We start from the raw sequence: 17,892 nt of genomic DNA, 5'->3' as shown, positions 1-17,892 counted from the left end.
ATTATATTATCTCGAGCAGTTGTTTTATCCCCTTGAATGGAATAACAAGGTATTCCGGACGATTGTTTAATTCGTGTCCAACTTCATAAATGGCTTTTTTCAAAAGATATACCCGTAGCATAATATCAAGCTCCTCTCTGCCCTTTGGGATAAAAGGTGCATTTCCTGCCGTATCCAGATATGACCGTAAGAAAACGCCACTAATGTATCGACACCATAAATTTATCCAGGGTTCCAAGAATGGAATGTCTTCCGGTCTTGTATGTACATACTTTGAAAGGGCAGCATGGGTAGCGTAATGAAATGATCGTATCATACTCGCCACATCTTTTAAAGGAGACATCTTTAATCTTCTTTCACTTATATTTTTTACCAGTTCTCCCTCAAGGTTAATAATAACAAAATCATTTCCCGTAAAGAGAACCTGCCCAAGGTGGTAGTCTCCATGGATTCTTATTTTCACTGCTGATATCTTCTTCATGAAAATTGCTCTGAAACGTCCGAGGATCTCCTTTTCAAGGTTCAGGATCTCGTTTGCTAATCCTTTTTGGCCGTCAGGAACAGTATTCATGTTTTTTCTGAGGAGCACAAAAACCCTTTTTGTAAGAGCATGCATGGATTGATACAGTGATCGTTGATAGGATGCGGTAAAGGATTCCGGCACGAAATGGATATCTTCTGTTTCAGATGCAAGCGCTAAATGAAGTTCTGCCGTTCTTTTCCCAAGAAGGGTTATCATCTCAGGATAAACACCACCTATTAATTCCTGAAAAAGTATCGGTATCCCGTTAAGTGTTGTATCAAAAAAAGAATGTGGAATAGGAGATATTCCCTGAATCTCATTTTTTCTCGCAAGGATTGTGTCTAAGTATCTTCCTGCCCAATCAAGGGTATATGTCCACGCATCTCCTTCGTTCGGAATAAAAGTCTGGAGCATGCCTAGAGTTACGGATTCACATCCGCGTCTCCTGTATTCTAGTGCTCCCAGAAATGCGGGAACGTGTTGAAAAAAGGTCTTCCCGGTGAGGAACTTGCAAATCTCTAACTCTGGGTTTACCCCTTCGTCAAGGCGCCGGTAAAGTTTACAAATAAATTCTTTGCCGTAAAAGATGGACGAGTTATTCTGCGATTCCTTACTGACATGGGATTGTAACGAAAAGAGTTCCTCCCGTTTACGTTTTTTTATCGCCTTTACTGCAAAGATAAGAAGCTCCCCGTGAAGACCATGTTGGGTATGTCTTCCGGCAAACATCCATAGAAGATGTTTCCTGAATTCTTCATCGTAGATACTATCATAGACAATTCCTTCGGTATTTTTAGATCCGAACTGCGCAATGACCGCATGTGGGTTTTCTGAGACAATGCCATCAGCAGCGTTACCGGATGAGAAAGAAAGGGGAAGAAAGTAGGTATCGGATAAACCTGTTATATATTTTATTTCCAGGAAAAGAAGTTGTACATCGCATGCTTTTTCCTTAATATTAATATTCTCGAAAATTTTGACCTCCCGCAGTCCCTTCATTTTACCACCAAAGCATCCGGACATTTTTAAGTAAGGAAGCAAAATTTCCCTTTCCATTACTTCCTTTGTTTTTCCCTTAAAAATAGTTTCCCAGCTACTGCCGATATGGGGGATTTGTCGTGTTTTACGAAACGATACGGATTCATCTTCTTTCTTTAGGACAAACCAGAAATAGTCATAATGGCCGAGAGTAAGGAGATAAGGAGCACTTTTTATGCAGGGAAATTTATTTCCGCTAAAAATATCTTCGGGCTGATATCCGGAGAATTTTGAAAGATCGAGTTCAACTACTTGTGAAAAACGCGAAAGATTAATTACCGTAAGAATAACCTCGTCGTGATACTGACGAATAAATGCGAGTATTTTTGGGTTGTCAGGAAATAAAAATTCAATAGTTCCCCTCCCAAACGCTTTAAAGCGCTTCCTCATGGCAATGACCCTTCGCATCCACCAGAGCAGCGATGCCTGATTCTTTTCCTGATTTTCTACATTAACGGCCTCGTAATGATATTCTGGGTCTATAATAATGGGGAGATAGAGTTTTTGGGGATTTGCACGGGAAAACCCCCCGTTTCTGTCTACGTTCCATTGCATGGGTGTTCTTACGCCGTTCCTGTCGCCAAGGTGGTAATTGTCTCCCATGCCAATTTCATCTCCGTAATAAACGATGGGGGTGCCGGGGAGAGAAAAAAGCAGAATATTCATGATTTCAATCTTTCTCCGGTTATTTCCAAGGAGAGGAGCAAGCCGTCTCCGTATGCCGAGATTTATCCTTGCCACCGGGTCTCTCGCGTAGACCCGGCACAGATAATCTTTTTCTTCATCACTTACTGTCTCAAGGGTAAGCTCATCATGGTTTCTCAAGAAAAATGCCCACTGGCACGCATCAGGGATAGAGGGGGTTTGTTCAAGGATATCAATGATGGGAAATCTGTCCTCGGTCCAAATTGCCATAAACAACCTGGGCATCAGTGGAAAATGGAATGCCATATGACATTCGTCCCCACTCCCAAAGTAGGTTACCGCATCCTCTGGCCATTGATTTGCCTCTGCAAGTAGCATTTTGTTCTTAAACTTACTGTCAATGTATGCCCTGAGTTTCTTTAAGAATGCATGGGTTTCCGGTAAGCCTTCACAAGCCGTGCCCTCTCTTTCAAAGAGGTAAGGAACGGCATCCAGACGAAACCCATCAACACCAATATCCAGCCAATAATTAATAACTCTCAGGATTTTCTTTTGCACCAGTGGATTATCATAATTCAAGTCAGGCTGGTGAGCAAAAAAACGGTGCCAGTAATAGGCTTTTGCCATGGGATCCCACGTCCAGTTGGATAATTCGAAGTCCTTAAAAATGATCCTTGCCTCTTTATATCTTTCAGAGGTGTCACTCCACACATAAAAATTCCGTAATGCCGAACCTGGTTTTGCCCTCCTTGCCATTTGAAACCAGGGATGCCGTTCTGATGTATGATTCAAAACAAGTTCGGTAATAACCCGTATGCCCTTTTTGTGAGCTTTCCTGATAAGCTCCTTGAAGTCACGCAATAAACCATAATCAGGGTGGACGCCAAAATAATTTGCAATATCGTATCCATCATCTTTAAGAGGAGATGGGTAAAAAGGGAGAAGCCATATTGCGGTTACGCCAAGATTCTCCAGATAATCCAGTTTTTCTATAAGCCCTTCAAAATCGCCAACCCCATCAGCATTGCTATCGAAGAATGCCCGTACATGAAGTTCATATATGATGACGTCTTTATACCAGAGCGGATCATCTGCGAGGTAAACTCCATCAGCAGACATTCATAATTCTCCTTATCTATACTACTCCCCAAAGCCGTGTGGTGCGACTATATCAGGAAAACACAATACAGATTATACTGTATACGCTGCACGATATGTATCGATAGCTCCGCTCAAATATAGTAAACGCAAAAAGAAATTTGTCATTATGAGTATATTCGCATGGTTCCGTGTAAACTCCGCGAAGGAATCCCTGCACTGGAGATTGTTTTGGTCTGTCGTCCTCGCAATGACACTTGTATGTTACATTATATTATGGCACAGTAGTATTTTAATTGTACAGCAATTTTCATTTTATTTAAGTGGGTTACAGAGTGGCACAGACAAACTTTGTTTGTCTGTGTGATATATTCCAAATCCGTGTGTATATTCAAACAACATGGATGAACAAACCTGTCCATGCCGCCCTGTAATCGAAGGCGTAACTTGAAAAAGGATAATTATAAGATCCTGGCAAAGTAAGGAAAGTATTATATCCTTAAGTTGAAAGAGAGACAAAGAAGAATTTATTTCTCTTTTAAAAATTTCTTGCATTCTCTGTTGTGTGTTTAGAGAGCAATTCTTTTGATAAGATGTCTGTCAGAAAGCGAACCAGGAAAATCACAACGGTAACGGTAATAACCGACCCAATCCCGCGTAAATTTGAAATCGGGGTAAAGAAAGATCCTCGTCAGTGTGCGGTACGGTAAACATCAAGATTGTTTGAAGTATAAAAAAACGGGTATAGCTTTTTTTGTGCGAATTGCGCATACCGGATTAACGAAATCTTTCTTCCAGCACCTCTTTCGTATATAAGGAAGTGTACAGTCCATTGGCGACGATGAGCTGTTTGTGTGTGCCCTTTTCAACGATCATTCCGTCTTTCATGACTACAATTATGTCAAAACCCCTGATTGCTGGTAATCTATGGGTAACGACGATTAAGGTTTTGCCAGGAAAGTTTATGAGGATATTTTTCATAATAGCATCCTCTACCCTTGCATCTACGGCGGAAAGACAATCATCCAGAATGATAATCGAGGGGTTAATAGCCAGTGCACGCGCTATAGAAATCCTTTGCTTTTGTCCTCCTGATAAATTAATTCCCCGCTCACCCAGATAACTTTCAAATTTATGAGGAAGCTCCTGAATCTCTTCTTCAATTCCCACAATGCGTGCAAATCGCAGAGAGGTGTTATCGCTACCTTCTGTTTTTGCTCCGAATAATATATTGTCTGCAATCTTTTCAGAAAACAAAAAGGTGTCCTGCGGCACAAAACCAACACGCTCCCGTAATACCTTAATATTTATCGTATTAATATCAACGCCGTCGAGAAAGATACTCTGTTTGTTTGTCGGAATGATGCGGGGAAGCATATTTACTAAGGTTGATTTCCCACTTCCTATAGGACCCACAATGGCGATACGCTGTCCCGAAGAGATTTTAAGGTTAATACCCTTTAATACCCATTCTTTTTCGGGGTCGTAACGGAAGTTTACATCTCGGAATTCGATATTGCCGGTAAAGATAAATTGCTCTTTGCCTTTATCGTTCGTAACGATTACAGGTGTTTCTTCCATTATCTCGTCAATACGCTTCATAGAGGCTTTTCCGCGCTGCAAAAGAGACAAACACCACCCAATGGCAGTCATAGGCCAGACCATCATTGAGATATATCGTTGGAATGCTACAAGGGTGCCAAGGGTAATCACCCCCCCGATGACCATTTTTCCACCAATGAAGAGCAAGATAATAATACCCATATAGGTAATATACTCGAACGTAGGTCCCAAGAGGGATTGAGGAATGGCAAGCTTAAGGTTCTTTTTTACAAAATCTCTGCTTAGCCACAAAAATCTCCTTTCTTCCTGTTGGGACATATTGAACGACTTTACCACACGAATGCTCGATATATTTTCCTGTACCTTTTCGCTGAGCCTTGAAAAGTGTTCCTGTACGTCACGGAATCGACGGTCGATGATGTTCTTGATTTTGTAAGCAATGATGGGTGTAAGCGGCATCAGCAGGAAGGTATAGAAAGACAACTTCGGAGATAAATAGATAATAATCGGAGGTATCACAAAAAAATAAAATATTGCATCAAGTCCGATCAGTAATCCTGGTCCCACGGCCATGCGAACAGCGCCAATATCATTAGTAGCCCTTGACATGAGGTCGCCCGTCCTGTATTTTTGGTAAAATCTCTGAGAAAGTGTTTCAATATGCTTAAAGAAGGCCATGCGGAGGTCGTAATCGCACCGGAATGACGTTCCAATAAAGTTCATCCGCCAAAGGTACCGGCATACCCCCTGGCAAAAACTCACCAGAATAAAGAGTCCGGCAAAGGTTACAATTCTGGTAAGATGTGTCTCTTTTGGAAGGATGTCAATGGTCTTCTTGATGATGAGGGGTGGAAAGATATTGACAATATCTACGACGATCAGAGATATTGTACCGAAAATAAAGTAGCGTTTATACTTCTTTACAAAAACACGGTAAATGATGCTTTTTTCCCAAAGCATCCTTAGCTGCTTGAATAATCGCTTCATTACCGATGTTGTTATATTCTTACACCGACCTTTTTAAATTCCTTTTCGCTATAAAGAATGACGTAGTCATTTAACCCTGTCTTTTCTTTAATGGCTTGAATTACCGCCTCACACTCGTCATCGGTGTAACCATGAATCATGGTAAAGACGTTGTATTCCCAGTCGGGATAGATGGGGCGTTCGTAACAATGAGTTACTTCTTCAAAACCTGACATGATCTTGCCTACTTCATCAACCCGTTCTTTCGGTACCTTCCATACACACATGGCATTGGCATTAATACCGATCTTGCGATGGGCAATAGAGGCGGCTAGACGCCTGATTTTCCCGGCTTCAAGAAGTTTTTTGAGTCTTTGAATAACCTCTTCTTCAGGCATTCCAAGTGCCTGCCCAATATCTTTATATGGGGTCTTCGTAAGCGGCAGTCCTTCCTGAATGTGTTTAATGAGTTTAACATCAGTGTCTTCTTTTTTATTTGTCATAATGATCTCGTTAAATGCAGACAAACAAACACCGGCTTACGACGTACAATAGCGGGGTTTGTCCGCATCATCTTTTGGTATTGTGATTTCTAGTAAATTTTAAAACGAACGCCAATCTTAAATTTTTTAGCCGTGGGTAACGTTCGGACCGTTAAGCCAGTTCGGGTCTCAATCTCTTTTAATCTGCTGTGGAGTTCTTCATCGTCTTTTGCCGACATGGTAAACCACACATTGTAAGGGATATGTTTGTTTTTCCCTTTTCGCAGGTAATTGTGGGAAACGCCACTGTATTCATTGATAATAGCGCTCACCTCATCGATGCGTTCTTCCGGAACCTTTACCGCAGCCAGAGTTGCCTCTCTGCCCATGGCCTGGGTATTAATAATGGGTGCAAGCCTCCTTATATACCCCTTTTCAACCATAAACTTGATGCGTTCGATGATAGTATCTTCATCGATATCAAGCTCTTTGCCAAGTTCAAGAAATGGTCTCGACAGAAGAGGTATATTGGATTGCAATCGGTGCAATATTTTTCTGTCAGTCTCTGTGAGTATCATATTCTTTTCTTAATTTCCTCAACCCCCTGTTGCTCTATCAGGGTACGAAAACGTTGTCCGGTTTTACCCGAAAGTATCATATCCACGCAGACCTCTAATGCCTTCAGTGTCGTGGATTCATCCGACTGAGGCAATATCTCTATGGCAAATTTGGGATGGCGTCCAACTTTTCCGCCGATCATTACCCGATATTTTTTTTCTTCAGCACGTATCGATCCACTTGGACATACCTTAGCGCACAGTCCGCAGTGCACGCATTTTTCCATGTTAATGGATACCTGCGCGTCCTTTATGGTTATGGCTTCCTCCCTGCATGTCTCCACACACTTCATACACTCAATACATTTGGATTCGGAGTCGACGCAAACAGGTTCGATGGCATGAACGCCAAAATCCTTGATTTGCGGCATGGAACAACTATTTGGACACCCTGCTACGGCAAGTTTCATCGTGTGATGGGGAAGAATTTGTCCTTCCGTTTTATCCATGAGTTTTTCAGTAAATTCCAGATCTTCCATCCGCTTCTTGATAGAATCAGCGAGGGTATTGGAATTGATAATAAGAAATGGACAATGAGCCTCAGCGCCCCTGCAGGTTTTTATTTGATAGAGTACGGGATTGCCGTCTTTATCAAAATATTTAGAATATTTTTTGAGGATGGAGAGTTTCTTGTTGTCTATAGGTTTGTGTGCAATTGCAGTCTGTGATGTAGCGTTTTGTTGCTTCCCCATAAACGATTCGCGTGCTGCAATGACCTCCTCTTCAGTTACATGAGTTTTTCCACGCTCACGGGCAAGAGTTTCTACCTTTTCACGGACCGTCTTTTGGACAAAGGGAGGAACTTTTTCCAGCAGTAATGATGCGGACTTATCCCACTCCAAGCGCAATCTCCTTAAAACAAAATTGCCACAACATAATTGTGGCAAATGTTATTAATAAATAAAACAGCCAACTTTTGCAAATTATATGTGTAAAAAAGAAGATTGTCAATTTCAAATTTTGAGATCTTATTTTCATGGAAGCCCACGGTATTTAAATCTTGACATTTTATGGGGTGTCACTTATATTTTCATGTTCCTTGTGGTCGTTAATAATCATGCAAAACGTTTGTGGGCTATGTGCCTTTAAGAGACGATCGTTTCCTGCGGAGATTGAAACAATTATGATTCTGGAGATTTTTTTATGAGTGAAGAACTATTTCAAAGAAAGTTGCTGGATTTAATTGAAGAGATCAAACAGTTCCCTATAGCAAAGAGAGAACTCCTGGAGATGCTTTCAGGTGAGATTGGTAAAAAGTACGAAGATCTTCGAAAGGGTTTGGTAGTATTGCAGGATACCCTGGATTCATTACGATTAAATGTGACGTATTTACTTTTTGATTTGGAGGTAACCAAAAAGGAAAATGCTGCATTGAGGAAAAAGCTGGAGGAACAGGGGAATAATAAGTAGCCAAATCGTGTTCTTTTTGCTGCACATTACCATAATTATGTATTGCGATGGCAAATCTCGATATAACAAATTTTGGTAAAATCGTCCGGAGCTCTGCTATATCCAAACGTTCATAACGATAACACCTCCTGTTTTTCAGCCGTTAAAGAGGACTTCAGGAATCTCCATTATTAAACGGGAGGATAAAGGTGTGAGGTATTTTAGTTTTAAGACAATGCGCCTGCCTTTGAAACATTGGTGATAGTGCACTCGAAAGGCTCTCAATCTGTGAGTTGCCATAATTTATTACAGAACAGCCATCCTGTTCAAAAACTGCATCTGGTGAGCATCACGAGTATATTCACATGGAAGATTATCAAGTAACTAACCTATCAGACCAGACGCAAAAGATTCTAAAGCCATTTCTCCAGGACGTCCTTGCCTATTGCAAGGAAGATATTCTTTCAATATCTGTTATTGGCAGTGCTGTAACAAAAGACTTCCATCCAAAATATTCGGATATTAACACATTAATGATTGTGAAGGAAATCAAGGTTTCATTATTTGATTTTATCGCAATTTTGGGCAAGCGTTATGGGAAAAAAAAGGTGTGTGCCCCCCTGATCATGACCAACGCTTACATTAAAGGATCATTGGATGTATTTCCATTGGAATTCCTGGAGATGAAGTTAATTCACCAGTTGGTTTACGGAAACGATGTTTTCAAGAATATACAGGTAAATAAAGCCGATGTCAGACTCCAGTGCGAACGGGAATTGAAGGGGAAACTTCAGCATATTTGTCAGAGTTACATCAAGGCAATGGGAAACAGGACAGTTTTGACAAAATTGTTTGCGGGGTTGCATTCCAGATATTTCCCGGTGCTTCGCGGTCTGCTTTTTTTGTATGATCAAAAAATTCCTCAAGGGAAAGGGGATGTTATCTTCGCCTTGGAAAAGTGTTTTAATATCGATATGAGTGTGTATAGAAAATTAATGGAGATAAGAGCAAACAATACCCGTCCATCCTCTGATGTCCTGCGCGAGATATTTGAAAAACTGTATCATCTTTTAGAAACGGTTATTAAAAAGGTAGATGAATTTGAGATCAAACCAGTTTAGAAAAAACTTATCCTATTCCATGGGACTTTTTACAGTAATTTTCTGTCTTTGTTTCATTTCGGAGGCACAGGAGATACCTGTTCCCAAAAGGTTTGTGGAAGACAGAGCCAATATTATTGACGATGCTGTTGAGAATGGTCTTAACGGTTACTTCCAGGAACTGGAACAGAAGACTGGTGTGCAAATGGTTGTCTTTACTGTCGATACAACCGGGGATATTCCTATTGAGACCTATGCGATAGAACTTGCCACGAAGTGGAAACTGGGTCAAAAGGGGAAAGACAACGGAGTTCTTGTCGTTATCGCCAGGAATGACCGTGCTTACCGGATTGAGGTTGGGTATGGGCTTGAAGGAGTTTTACCTGACAGTTTTTGTGGTACGATTGGAAGAACATACTTTGTCCCCAATTTTCAGAAGGGACATTTCAGCGAAGGCATATTTCAGGGCATGGTAATTATGGTTCATAAGATTGCGGAAGAAAGCGGTATTAAAATTACCGGTATGCCAGATATTTCGAAGGTGAGAAAAAAATCGGCAGAGCGACAGAATCCATTACATTCGCTCTTATTCCTGCTTGTTATATTGCCAGTTTTCATAAGCTATCTGTTCAATCGAAGACGGCGTTCTTCCTATTGGTGGGGCGGTCCCCCGATTATTTATGGTAGGCCGAGAGATTTTGGTTCCGGCGGCTCAGGAGGATTTGGGGGATTTGGTGGAGGAGGAGGGGGCTCATTTGGTGGTGGTGGAGCGTCAGGAAGGTGGTAAGAGTAAGGCACTTTACGTTTGTATTTTCATGGAACTGACCCGGACTAAAATAAATAAAAATATTATAGAGCATTGTGATAAACGTTTCGTTGTTGAAAGATGATGAATGTGTCATGGACTATGATAATCTTTTCAATTCGTTCCGACAAAGTAATAAGAAAGGTAGACTATGAAGAAGATATTACCGGTGATCGCTCTTATCGCATTTGTGGGCATCATCCTCGGTATTTGGTATGTTAAGGGATATAATAAGGTTATTGCGCTCAACGAAAATGTGAAGAATGCGTGGTCTCAGGTAGACACACAACTCAAGAGACGTTACGACCTTATTCCCAACCTTGTGGAAACAGTGAAAGGTTATGCTTCTCACGAAAAAGAGATCTTTGAAAATCTTGCTGAGGCAAGAAAGGGTTATTTCAGTGCCGGAACGATAGAAGATAAGGCCAGATCAGCAACACAGATAGAGGGCTTTTTGTCACGACTCTTGATGTTCAGAGAGACGTATCCGGAATTAAAGGCAAATGAATCGTTTCTCAAGATGCAGGACACCTTAGAGGGGTCTGAGAACCGTATTTCCGTGGAGCGGAAACGCTATAACGATGCTGTACGGGAACTCAATACCTATATTAAAAGCTTTTATGGCCGTTTCTTTGCTGCACGCACCGGTGTTGCTGAGGCGCGATATTTTGAGGTAGCCGATGCTGAGAAAGAAGTGCCAAAAGTAAAATTCTAATGGGTAAATGTCAGGATAAAAAATATCCCTGTGAGGACTGTTTTAGTTGCCAGTTTTGCAGTGATGAACGCTGCGCTATGTGTTTGTGCAGCAAGCATAAAACAAGACAATTAAGCGTGGAGGAACAGATTGCCATGTATGAGGCATTAAATAAGGATACGCTGAGTAAGTAAGGAAGATCATTCTCGACTGAACCTCATTTGGAAAAAGAGAATGATAAGGTTGTAAAAACATCCTTAAAAAAGAAATATTCTTAGGGTAACACGACTTAATTAAACCTTCGACGACTTTGTCTAAGGTCACACGTAAGGGCGAAGCGTATGCTGATATTAAATCTGAATGCAGTCGTACATCTTTGACGGCAAATGCTTCACGTCTGCTTTGAGTATGTATGTCCCCCCCAATACCCAACAAAAAAAACCGGAATTGCTTTCCCCCGCCGGTAATATGGAGTGCTTTTTTGCCGCTCTTGAAAACGGAGCCGATGCCGTCTATTTTGGCTTACAAGAGTTCAGCGCCCGTGCAAGCGCGCAAAACTTTACCCTTGCCGATGCCAGCAAGGCCATTGCCTATGCCCGTAAGAAGGCTGTCAAAGTTTACATCGCTTTAAATACCCTGATTAAGACAAACGAGATAGACAGGGTGACAGACCTTTTACTTGCCCTGGAAGAAATGCAGCCAGACGCCCTGATTCTGCAGGATCTAGGGCTACTTTTTTTACTACGATCCCGATTTCCGCAGATCAATCTTCACGCCAGCACACAAATGACCATTCATAATCTTGCAGGAGTAAAGCAATTGAAACAAATGGGGTTTCGGCGCGTTGTGTTAGCCCGCGAATTGTCGATTGATGAAATAGGTAACATTGCCAGAAATGCTACGACGGAGATAGAGGTTTTTGTCCACGGAGCCTTGTGTTATTCTTATTCCGGGCTTTGTCTTTTAAGCAGTATGACCGGCGGGAGGAGTGGAAATCGCGGTCGGTGTGCCCAGCCCTGCAGGATGCGATATACAACTTCAACGGATGAAGGGGGTTATCTTTTTTCCATGAAAGACCTCCTCACCATTCCACGGATAAACGATATTATGGCCGCGGGTGTTCATTCTTTTAAGATCGAAGGCCGCATGAAATCACCAGCATATGTAGCTGTCGTAACCGATGCCTACCGACAGGCGATTGACGGTAGACTGCTCGAAGAAGATGAGGCGATTCGCAGGGTAATGACCGTATTCAGCAGGGAAACCACGCATGCGTACTTGTTTTACGGGATGAATGATAAAACGAAAAGAGGTGAAAAGCACAAGCTATCTCATGATCGGGCGGGAAGCAACTGTCCGTCCCCTTCTTACGAGAGAGGAGAAAGAGGAGTGGTTGCAAAATCCTCGACGGATACAAACAAGACTGGGCAATTGTCGGAGAGTAATGACATCAAGGCCGCAAATGCTATTAATTCTTCATATCCGGCAAATTTGGGGTTATACGCAGGAGTAGTAGTAAAGTCAGAGAAAGGGCAGATAGTAATAAAGGCCGATGCGGATATAGGAGTGAGGGATTTGCTTCAGGTATTTGAACATGATTCAGCAAAACCTGTCTTGTTGCATGTTAAGACGATTACGATGGACGGGAAACGGGTATATAGCATAAAGGCAGGTAATGTTGCCGCTCTTAATACGCAGCAGCAGTTCAAACGGGGCGCAAAACTCTATCTGGTTTCTTCTCAAAAAGTCAACGAAAGCGTTACCCCGAAAATTCCAAAAAAACTAGTGCCGGCAAAGATGCCGGTGGATATTACCGCTAGCATAAGACACGATAGAATGATGATAAAAGGCATCATAAGACAATTTTCATGGAGTAAAGATTACTCCATGAAATTAGAGAGTGGAATTAACCGGATAACGGAAGAAGGGCATATCCGGGATTGTTTTTCCCGTTTAGGAGAGACATCATTTGTGTTAGCAAGTATCCGTGCTGACATTTCTGAAGGGTTGTTTATCCCGTTAAGTATATTGAATGATGTTCGGAGAGATTATTTCCATAACCTGTCCATCGCATGGCAGGAGGAGAGGGAGCGAAGATCCCGGGAGATAAAGAAGTGGATAAGGGAATGCGTTTTTCAGGATACCTTAGCACAGCATAACCGCAACCAAACAATCTCACACATGCGCACCCCTATGAAGGGGTATGAAGAAGAATACAAGGATGCTCAGGGCGGGAATGAATGTTCTGTCGACACGTTTTCAGAAGATGCTATGCGGTTGTCCGTTAAGATTGACAAACTGAATTACATACAACACATACCTTTGGAACGAATATATAAAATTTATCTTGCGGTGTCAGATGAAATCTCTTTCACGAAAGAAAGAGATGCCATGAATACCTTGTCACAAATAAAAGATAAGATGGTGTTTTCATTGCCGGTTATTCTGAGAGATAGAAGAGATGGGCTGGATACGTATGAAGATATAAAAATAATCGTGCAGAAGCTGATAGCACAGGGTTTCCGGCAGTTTCAGCTTTGTAATCTGGGTGCCATGGGCTTGTTTGAGGGGGAGAACGTTCAATGGTATGCCGATTACCCCCTGTATTGTCTGAATCCGCTTTCTGCCGCAAAACTCAGAGAATTAGGGTTTTGCCGGCATACCTTGTCTCCTGAGGATGATAAAGAAAATCTCCAGACACTGTTTTCCGCGGATGCCGATCTCATTATTTATCAGGATACCCCGCTCTTTACATCCGAGACCTGTGTGTGGGCGAATATGAAAAGAAGATGTCCCGGCATGAAGGAATGTGGTTTCAAAAAGGTCACCGTTAAAAATGAATATGGCGACCAGTTTGTTGCTATCAATGAACGATGTAAGACGTTAGTTATTAGCGAAAGGCCCCTTTCCCTTTTTCCCGGTATCCCAAAACTTCTGGAGGCCGGACAGCGGGATTTCAGAATCGATTTGTGTTGGCGGGATTATACGCCTGAAATGATAGAGGACATATTCTCCGGAATTCAAAACAGGACGAGAATGAAATATTCAAGCCTAGGAAATTATAATCGTGGATTAAGATAATTTTTAATTGTATGGAAATAACACGAAAAATAAAAATTGCAGGAATTAAACAACAGCAAAATCACCTTACAACGGCTTTTTGTTGACAGCTTCATACTATTGTGCCATTTTCTAAATAACCGATGGTTAAAAAAACCTTACGATAAAGGAAAACCCTGAGTTATCAGAGGAAGCAAAGTACAAGGGTTTTTGTATGGGCGTATTGCATACGCCCCTATATCTGATAAAAAGACAGCCTTACTGCTGAAGATGTTTTCTGAAAATATTTTTGCAGTAAGGCTCTTTTTTAACACCTGTGGAAAACAATATATCATTAAGAATTGAGCGGTGAATATTTCTTCCATTGTTTTGATTTATTTTTAAAATAGTCACACGCAAGATTGTTGTTCTTTGAGAGGATGATTGTAGCGGCGAATTCAAGCAGAAAGCTGATAGGCTGTTTGAACTTATTAAAATTCGGGGTTTTGTTTCATACAAGAATGTTAATCCTTTGTGATTGTGGTTTCCTGCATGGAATAGACAAAGAATATTCTGTTTTTTGGGAGATATTGAAATGAAAAAGAAGCTGATATTTGGACATGGGTTTGTACTAACACTGTTTATCGCTGTTTGTACGAGCTTCATGGATTTAAAGGAGATAAATGGTTGTGGTCTGAGCGACAAAAAATCTAACGACGAATCGTTACCGTTGGATTCTATCCAACCAGATGGACGGGACAAGTTTAACAGCAACACGGCAAAAGGGATCGGGCGACAGGGACGATGGTTTACTTACGACGGTCAGCCGACCTACCTCGTGGGGTTTGATTCTCAGGAACTGGCGTGCGATCCGACCATTGATTACGTTGCAGCGCTGGACCAGTTCGTCAAATACCGGATCAATAAGGTCAGGATCTGGACGTACTGCTGGTTTGGCACGACATCCTTTAAGGCGCTCACACCCTGGGTGAGAGAACAGACGGGTCTTTTTAACCTTGACCAGTGGAATCCGGAATTTTGGGAAAGGACAAAGGATTTTTTGATAAGTGCCAGAGATCGGAAGATTACGGTAGAGATTACAGTATTCGCGCCGTATCCTGGCTGGGCGGCCTGGTGGAGGGACGATGGTGTTCCCGATACGGATCTATTCAAAATCGCATGGAACAAGAAAAACAACGTCAACGGTGTTTTCTCCAGTAATGCACGGGGGTTGTTTCAGTCGGAGTTTTTCAATCTCAATCATCCGGAGGTCTCGCACAGCGGAAGAAGGCTTCGGGATTACCAACAGGATCTCGTAGACAAGGTCATCTCCGAATTTGGTGCTTTTGAGAACGTGTACATAGAGGTCTGCAATGAATTCGGAACATACGATCTCGATGTCGATACCTGGCATCCATGGCAGCTTGAATGGGCACGGCGCATCAATGAAACAGCATCGAATATGGTCGCAGTCCACGCTGGCTGGGATAAAGAAGGACCGTTCAGACCAAAACACTACTGGGATAGCAAATTTGTTGATATCATGAACTTCCGTTTAAGAGGGTCGCCGCAGGAAGTATCGGATGCCCTGCATTATAGCCAGCTAAAGGGTAAGATCCTGAGTGTGAATGAAACACCTGGATTCCCGGAAAATAAAGAAGACTTTCACAACGACCTTGATAGACATACCCGGTTTGCATGGGCCATATTCATGGCTGGTGGGCACGTGGGGTTTTATGAGGACAACTCAAGCCGGATCGGGAGCCAAGGGTGGGTTAACGGCGCACAAAGGCTCAAAGCGCTACGCGAGATTGCCGAGAAGGTGAGTTTCTGGAAGCTCTCTCCGGTGAATAAAAAAGGGGTAGAGTACGACCGCCTGATCAAAAAAGGACCAACGGGTGCAGGACATCAACTCTTGGCAAACCCTGGTTCCGAGTATGTAGCCTACTTCTGGGGTAGCCAGTCCGCGAATGCTGTTCGTATTAGACTGCCTGCTGGCGCGTATTCCTATAAATGGTACGATGTAAGAGATGCGAGCCTCATAAAAGATGGAAAGGTGGTGAGATCCACGCCCGGGGTTGTGAAGATTGCATCCCCTGCAATCACGGCTTGGAACCCGGATAGCGGACTTGCCTTAATTGTCAAGGCATCCAAAGGGAAGGAGACGGCGATATGGAAGCAGTCTCACGCACAAATAGCATCACAATAGAATTTGGATATCAATGTTGAGGAGAAATAGGGAAATACAGGAGAAATGGATTTCATTTTACATAACAGGCATGCAATAAATGCTGTCAATTTAAAATTTTCCGTATTTTTGTATTTTTTGGTTGGTTCATCCATGCAGATTGAACCATCAAGGCCAGCAGGATAGATGATCAAGCCGGCAAGGTGTTTAATTTGCTCCGGTCGTTTCTCTTATTTGAATGGTATTATCCATCATGCGCAGTTTGTGGAGGAGTTTATCTTTCATGAGCAGCCGGAATGTTACTCGCTGTTCGTCAAAACAGCTACTTAAAACGTGCGTATGTTCGTGAAGATAGGCAATTAATTTTCCATTGCCTGTACTGCAGGTAAGTTCCACGTCCAGATAATATTTTTCCAATTTTTCCTCAATCTCTCGTTTCAGTCTTCCTATTCCCTGATGTGTCTTTGCAGAGATCGGGATGCAATCCTTATAACGATTCTGAAGCAGGGGGATCATTGACTCGTTCTTTATCGCGTCTATTTTATTGAATACCATGATTGTTGGTTTTTTATCGCATCCCAGCTCTTTCAATACGGTATCCACGGACTCGATCTGTTTATAAGCCAGAGGAGAACTAATATCCACAACATGGAGCAGGAGATCGGCGTGACGGGACTCTTCAAGGGTTGCTTTAAACGATGAGACAAGATGATGGGGCAGCTTTTGGATAAAACCAACGGTGTCACTAACTAATATCTTTTTTCCATTTTCTAATTTGCAGATACTTGTCTTTGTATCAAGCGTTGCAAAGAGTTTGTCTTCCACGAAGGTATCAATCGTCGTCAGGGCATTCATTAAAGTCGATTTTCCTGCATTCGTGTATCCCACAATAGATACCGTGAAAAATTCCTTCCGTGAGGCAACGATTCGTTCCTGCCTCTTTTCAATTTCATGTAATTTCTTTCTCAGGTCGTGGATCTTTCTTAACACAATGCGTTTATCAACTTCCAGTTGTTTTTCGCCAGGGCCTCTTGTTCCAATGCCGCCCTCGATCCTGGAAAGATGAGTCCACATCCTCTTTAACCTGGGTCGTGTGTACTCCAATTGGGCTAGTTCTACCTGAAGTTTTGCCTGAAACGTCTTTGCACGGGTAGCGAATATATCAAGGATTAATTCACTCCTGTCGATTACTTTTTTTTCAATAACTTTTTCAAGATTCCTGACCTGTGCCGGAGTAAGATCATCGTCGCAAATCAGCACATCGGCGCTGAAATCCTTTGCAATCAGGGATAATTCGGCTGCTTTTCCTTTCCCAATATAATATACAGGATCGATATGTGGCCTTTTTTGAACTACCGTATGGATAACATTTGCACCAGCAGTTTTTGCCAATTGCTGAAGTTCTTCCAGTGGTGCTTCATCCTCACAATGATTTCCTGTCAGCATAACCCGAAAAAGAATGGCACGTTCAGCCTTTACGGTAAATGCAGTGTCTTTTAGTTTCACGTACACCTCATTATAATATTAGCTTTTAAAACCCTTTTGAATGGGAGGTTTTTATCCTTCCTATAATAAACGGGGAAGGACCTATCACCCTCTCCGTTTACGGTGAAGGATGGGGTAGAGTTCCTGTATCTCGTGATCAGAATATTGTAACAGTTTATTTTTTTGAAAGGAATTTCCAATGTATTTTGTGTGTACTGTAAGAGACGAAACATTTGCTGCCTTGTAACACACCCCCCGGC

The 17,892-nt window shown here is 42.1% G+C and carries 12 protein-coding genes; 6 read left to right on the top strand and 6 right to left on the bottom strand.

Annotated features, from left to right (window positions below; all coding sequences use genetic code 11):
• Nucleotide 1 precedes the first annotated feature (1 nt).
• From treS to BIY37_RS08040, 5 genes are all read right to left on the bottom strand, one after another.
• Nucleotides 2-3,325, bottom strand: coding sequence for a maltose alpha-D-glucosyltransferase (treS, locus tag BIY37_RS08060; protein WP_070067326.1), 3,324 nt, complete (start codon nt 3,323-3,325; stop codon nt 2-4).
• A gap of 756 nt (nt 3,326-4,081) precedes the next feature.
• A complete protein-coding gene (locus BIY37_RS08055) occupies nt 4,082-5,827 on the bottom strand; it encodes an ABC transporter ATP-binding protein (protein WP_070067325.1) in 1,746 nt (581 codons plus the stop codon).
• Nucleotides 5,828-5,865: 38 nt separating this feature from the next.
• Entirely contained in the window at nt 5,866-6,336 is a 471-nt protein-coding gene (gene ahbB / locus BIY37_RS08050) for a siroheme decarboxylase subunit beta (protein ID WP_070067324.1), read from the bottom strand.
• Nucleotides 6,337-6,425: 89 nt separating this feature from the next.
• A complete protein-coding gene (gene ahbA, locus BIY37_RS08045; RefSeq protein WP_070067323.1) occupies nt 6,426-6,893 on the bottom strand; it encodes a siroheme decarboxylase subunit alpha in 468 nt (155 codons plus the stop codon).
• Nucleotides 6,890-7,774 (bottom strand): 4Fe-4S binding protein, encoded by an 885-nt coding sequence (locus BIY37_RS08040; RefSeq protein WP_070067322.1) that lies wholly within the window; start codon nt 7,772-7,774, stop codon nt 6,890-6,892. Before BIY37_RS08040 ends, ahbA begins: the two co-directional genes overlap by 4 nt.
• Before the next feature lie 301 nt (nt 7,775-8,075).
• Here BIY37_RS08040 and BIY37_RS08035 point away from each other — a divergent pair, with 301 nt between their 5' ends.
• The 6 genes from BIY37_RS08035 (at nt 8,076) to BIY37_RS08010 (ending at nt 16,168) form a co-directional block, all read left to right on the top strand.
• Nucleotides 8,076-8,342 (top strand): hypothetical protein, encoded by a 267-nt coding sequence (locus tag BIY37_RS08035; protein ID WP_070067321.1) that lies wholly within the window; start codon nt 8,076-8,078, stop codon nt 8,340-8,342.
• 344 nt (nt 8,343-8,686) lie between these two features.
• The gene (locus BIY37_RS08030) at nt 8,687-9,442 is read left to right on the top strand and encodes a hypothetical protein (RefSeq protein WP_070067320.1); all 756 of its coding nucleotides are present in this window, start codon (nt 8,687-8,689) and stop codon (nt 9,440-9,442) included.
• A gap of 94 nt (nt 9,443-9,536) precedes the next feature.
• Nucleotides 9,537-10,208 carry a TPM domain-containing protein gene (locus tag BIY37_RS08025; protein WP_179129339.1) on the top strand — a complete coding sequence of 224 codons (672 nt, stop codon included), beginning with the start codon at nt 9,537-9,539 and terminating at the stop codon, nt 10,206-10,208.
• Between the two features lie 169 nt (nt 10,209-10,377).
• Nucleotides 10,378-10,941 (top strand): LemA family protein, encoded by a 564-nt coding sequence (locus BIY37_RS08020; RefSeq protein WP_070067318.1) that lies wholly within the window; start codon nt 10,378-10,380, stop codon nt 10,939-10,941.
• A 339-nt stretch (nt 10,942-11,280) separates the two neighbouring features.
• Complete coding sequence (locus BIY37_RS08015) at nt 11,281-14,001, top strand: peptidase U32 family protein (RefSeq protein WP_080324951.1); 2,721 nt, start codon at nt 11,281-11,283, stop codon at nt 13,999-14,001.
• A gap of 553 nt (nt 14,002-14,554) precedes the next feature.
• Nucleotides 14,555-16,168 (top strand): hypothetical protein, encoded by a 1,614-nt coding sequence (locus BIY37_RS08010; protein ID WP_143299218.1) that lies wholly within the window; start codon nt 14,555-14,557, stop codon nt 16,166-16,168.
• Between the two features lie 186 nt (nt 16,169-16,354).
• On the opposite strand, the gene hflX is transcribed toward BIY37_RS08010, so the two are convergent.
• On the bottom strand, nt 16,355-17,653 hold the full coding sequence (gene hflX, locus BIY37_RS08005) for a GTPase HflX (RefSeq protein WP_070067315.1): 1,299 nt from the start codon (nt 17,651-17,653) through the stop codon (nt 16,355-16,357).
• Nucleotides 17,654-17,892: the final 239 nt, after the last annotated feature.

The organism is Candidatus Brocadia sapporoensis, assembly GCF_001753675.2.
Lineage (GTDB): Bacteria > Planctomycetota > Brocadiia > Brocadiales > Brocadiaceae > Brocadia > Brocadia sapporoensis.
Note: the sequence above shows the minus strand (reverse complement) of the source record. Positions and strands in the feature narration are given on the sequence as shown.

What these genes read in the sequence shown, in the direction of transcription:
- treS (WP_070067326.1), bottom strand. Translation starts at nt 3,325, where the DNA reads ATGTCTGCTGATGGAGTTTACCTCGCAGATGATCCGCTCTGGTATAAA.
- BIY37_RS08055 (WP_070067325.1), bottom strand. Translation starts at nt 5,827, where the DNA reads ATGCTTTGGGAAAAAAGCATCATTTACCGTGTTTTTGTAAAGAAGTAT.
- ahbB (WP_070067324.1), bottom strand. Translation starts at nt 6,336, where the DNA reads ATGACAAATAAAAAAGAAGACACTGATGTTAAACTCATTAAACACATT.
- ahbA (WP_070067323.1), bottom strand. Translation starts at nt 6,893, where the DNA reads ATGATACTCACAGAGACTGACAGAAAAATATTGCACCGATTGCAATCC.
- BIY37_RS08035 (WP_070067321.1), top strand. Translation starts at nt 8,076, where the DNA reads ATGAGTGAAGAACTATTTCAAAGAAAGTTGCTGGATTTAATTGAAGAG.
- BIY37_RS08030 (WP_070067320.1), top strand. Translation starts at nt 8,687, where the DNA reads ATGGAAGATTATCAAGTAACTAACCTATCAGACCAGACGCAAAAGATT.
- BIY37_RS08020 (WP_070067318.1), top strand. Translation starts at nt 10,378, where the DNA reads ATGAAGAAGATATTACCGGTGATCGCTCTTATCGCATTTGTGGGCATC.
- BIY37_RS08015 (WP_080324951.1), top strand. Translation starts at nt 11,281, where the DNA reads ATGCAGTCGTACATCTTTGACGGCAAATGCTTCACGTCTGCTTTGAGT.
- BIY37_RS08010 (WP_143299218.1), top strand. Translation starts at nt 14,555, where the DNA reads ATGAAAAAGAAGCTGATATTTGGACATGGGTTTGTACTAACACTGTTT.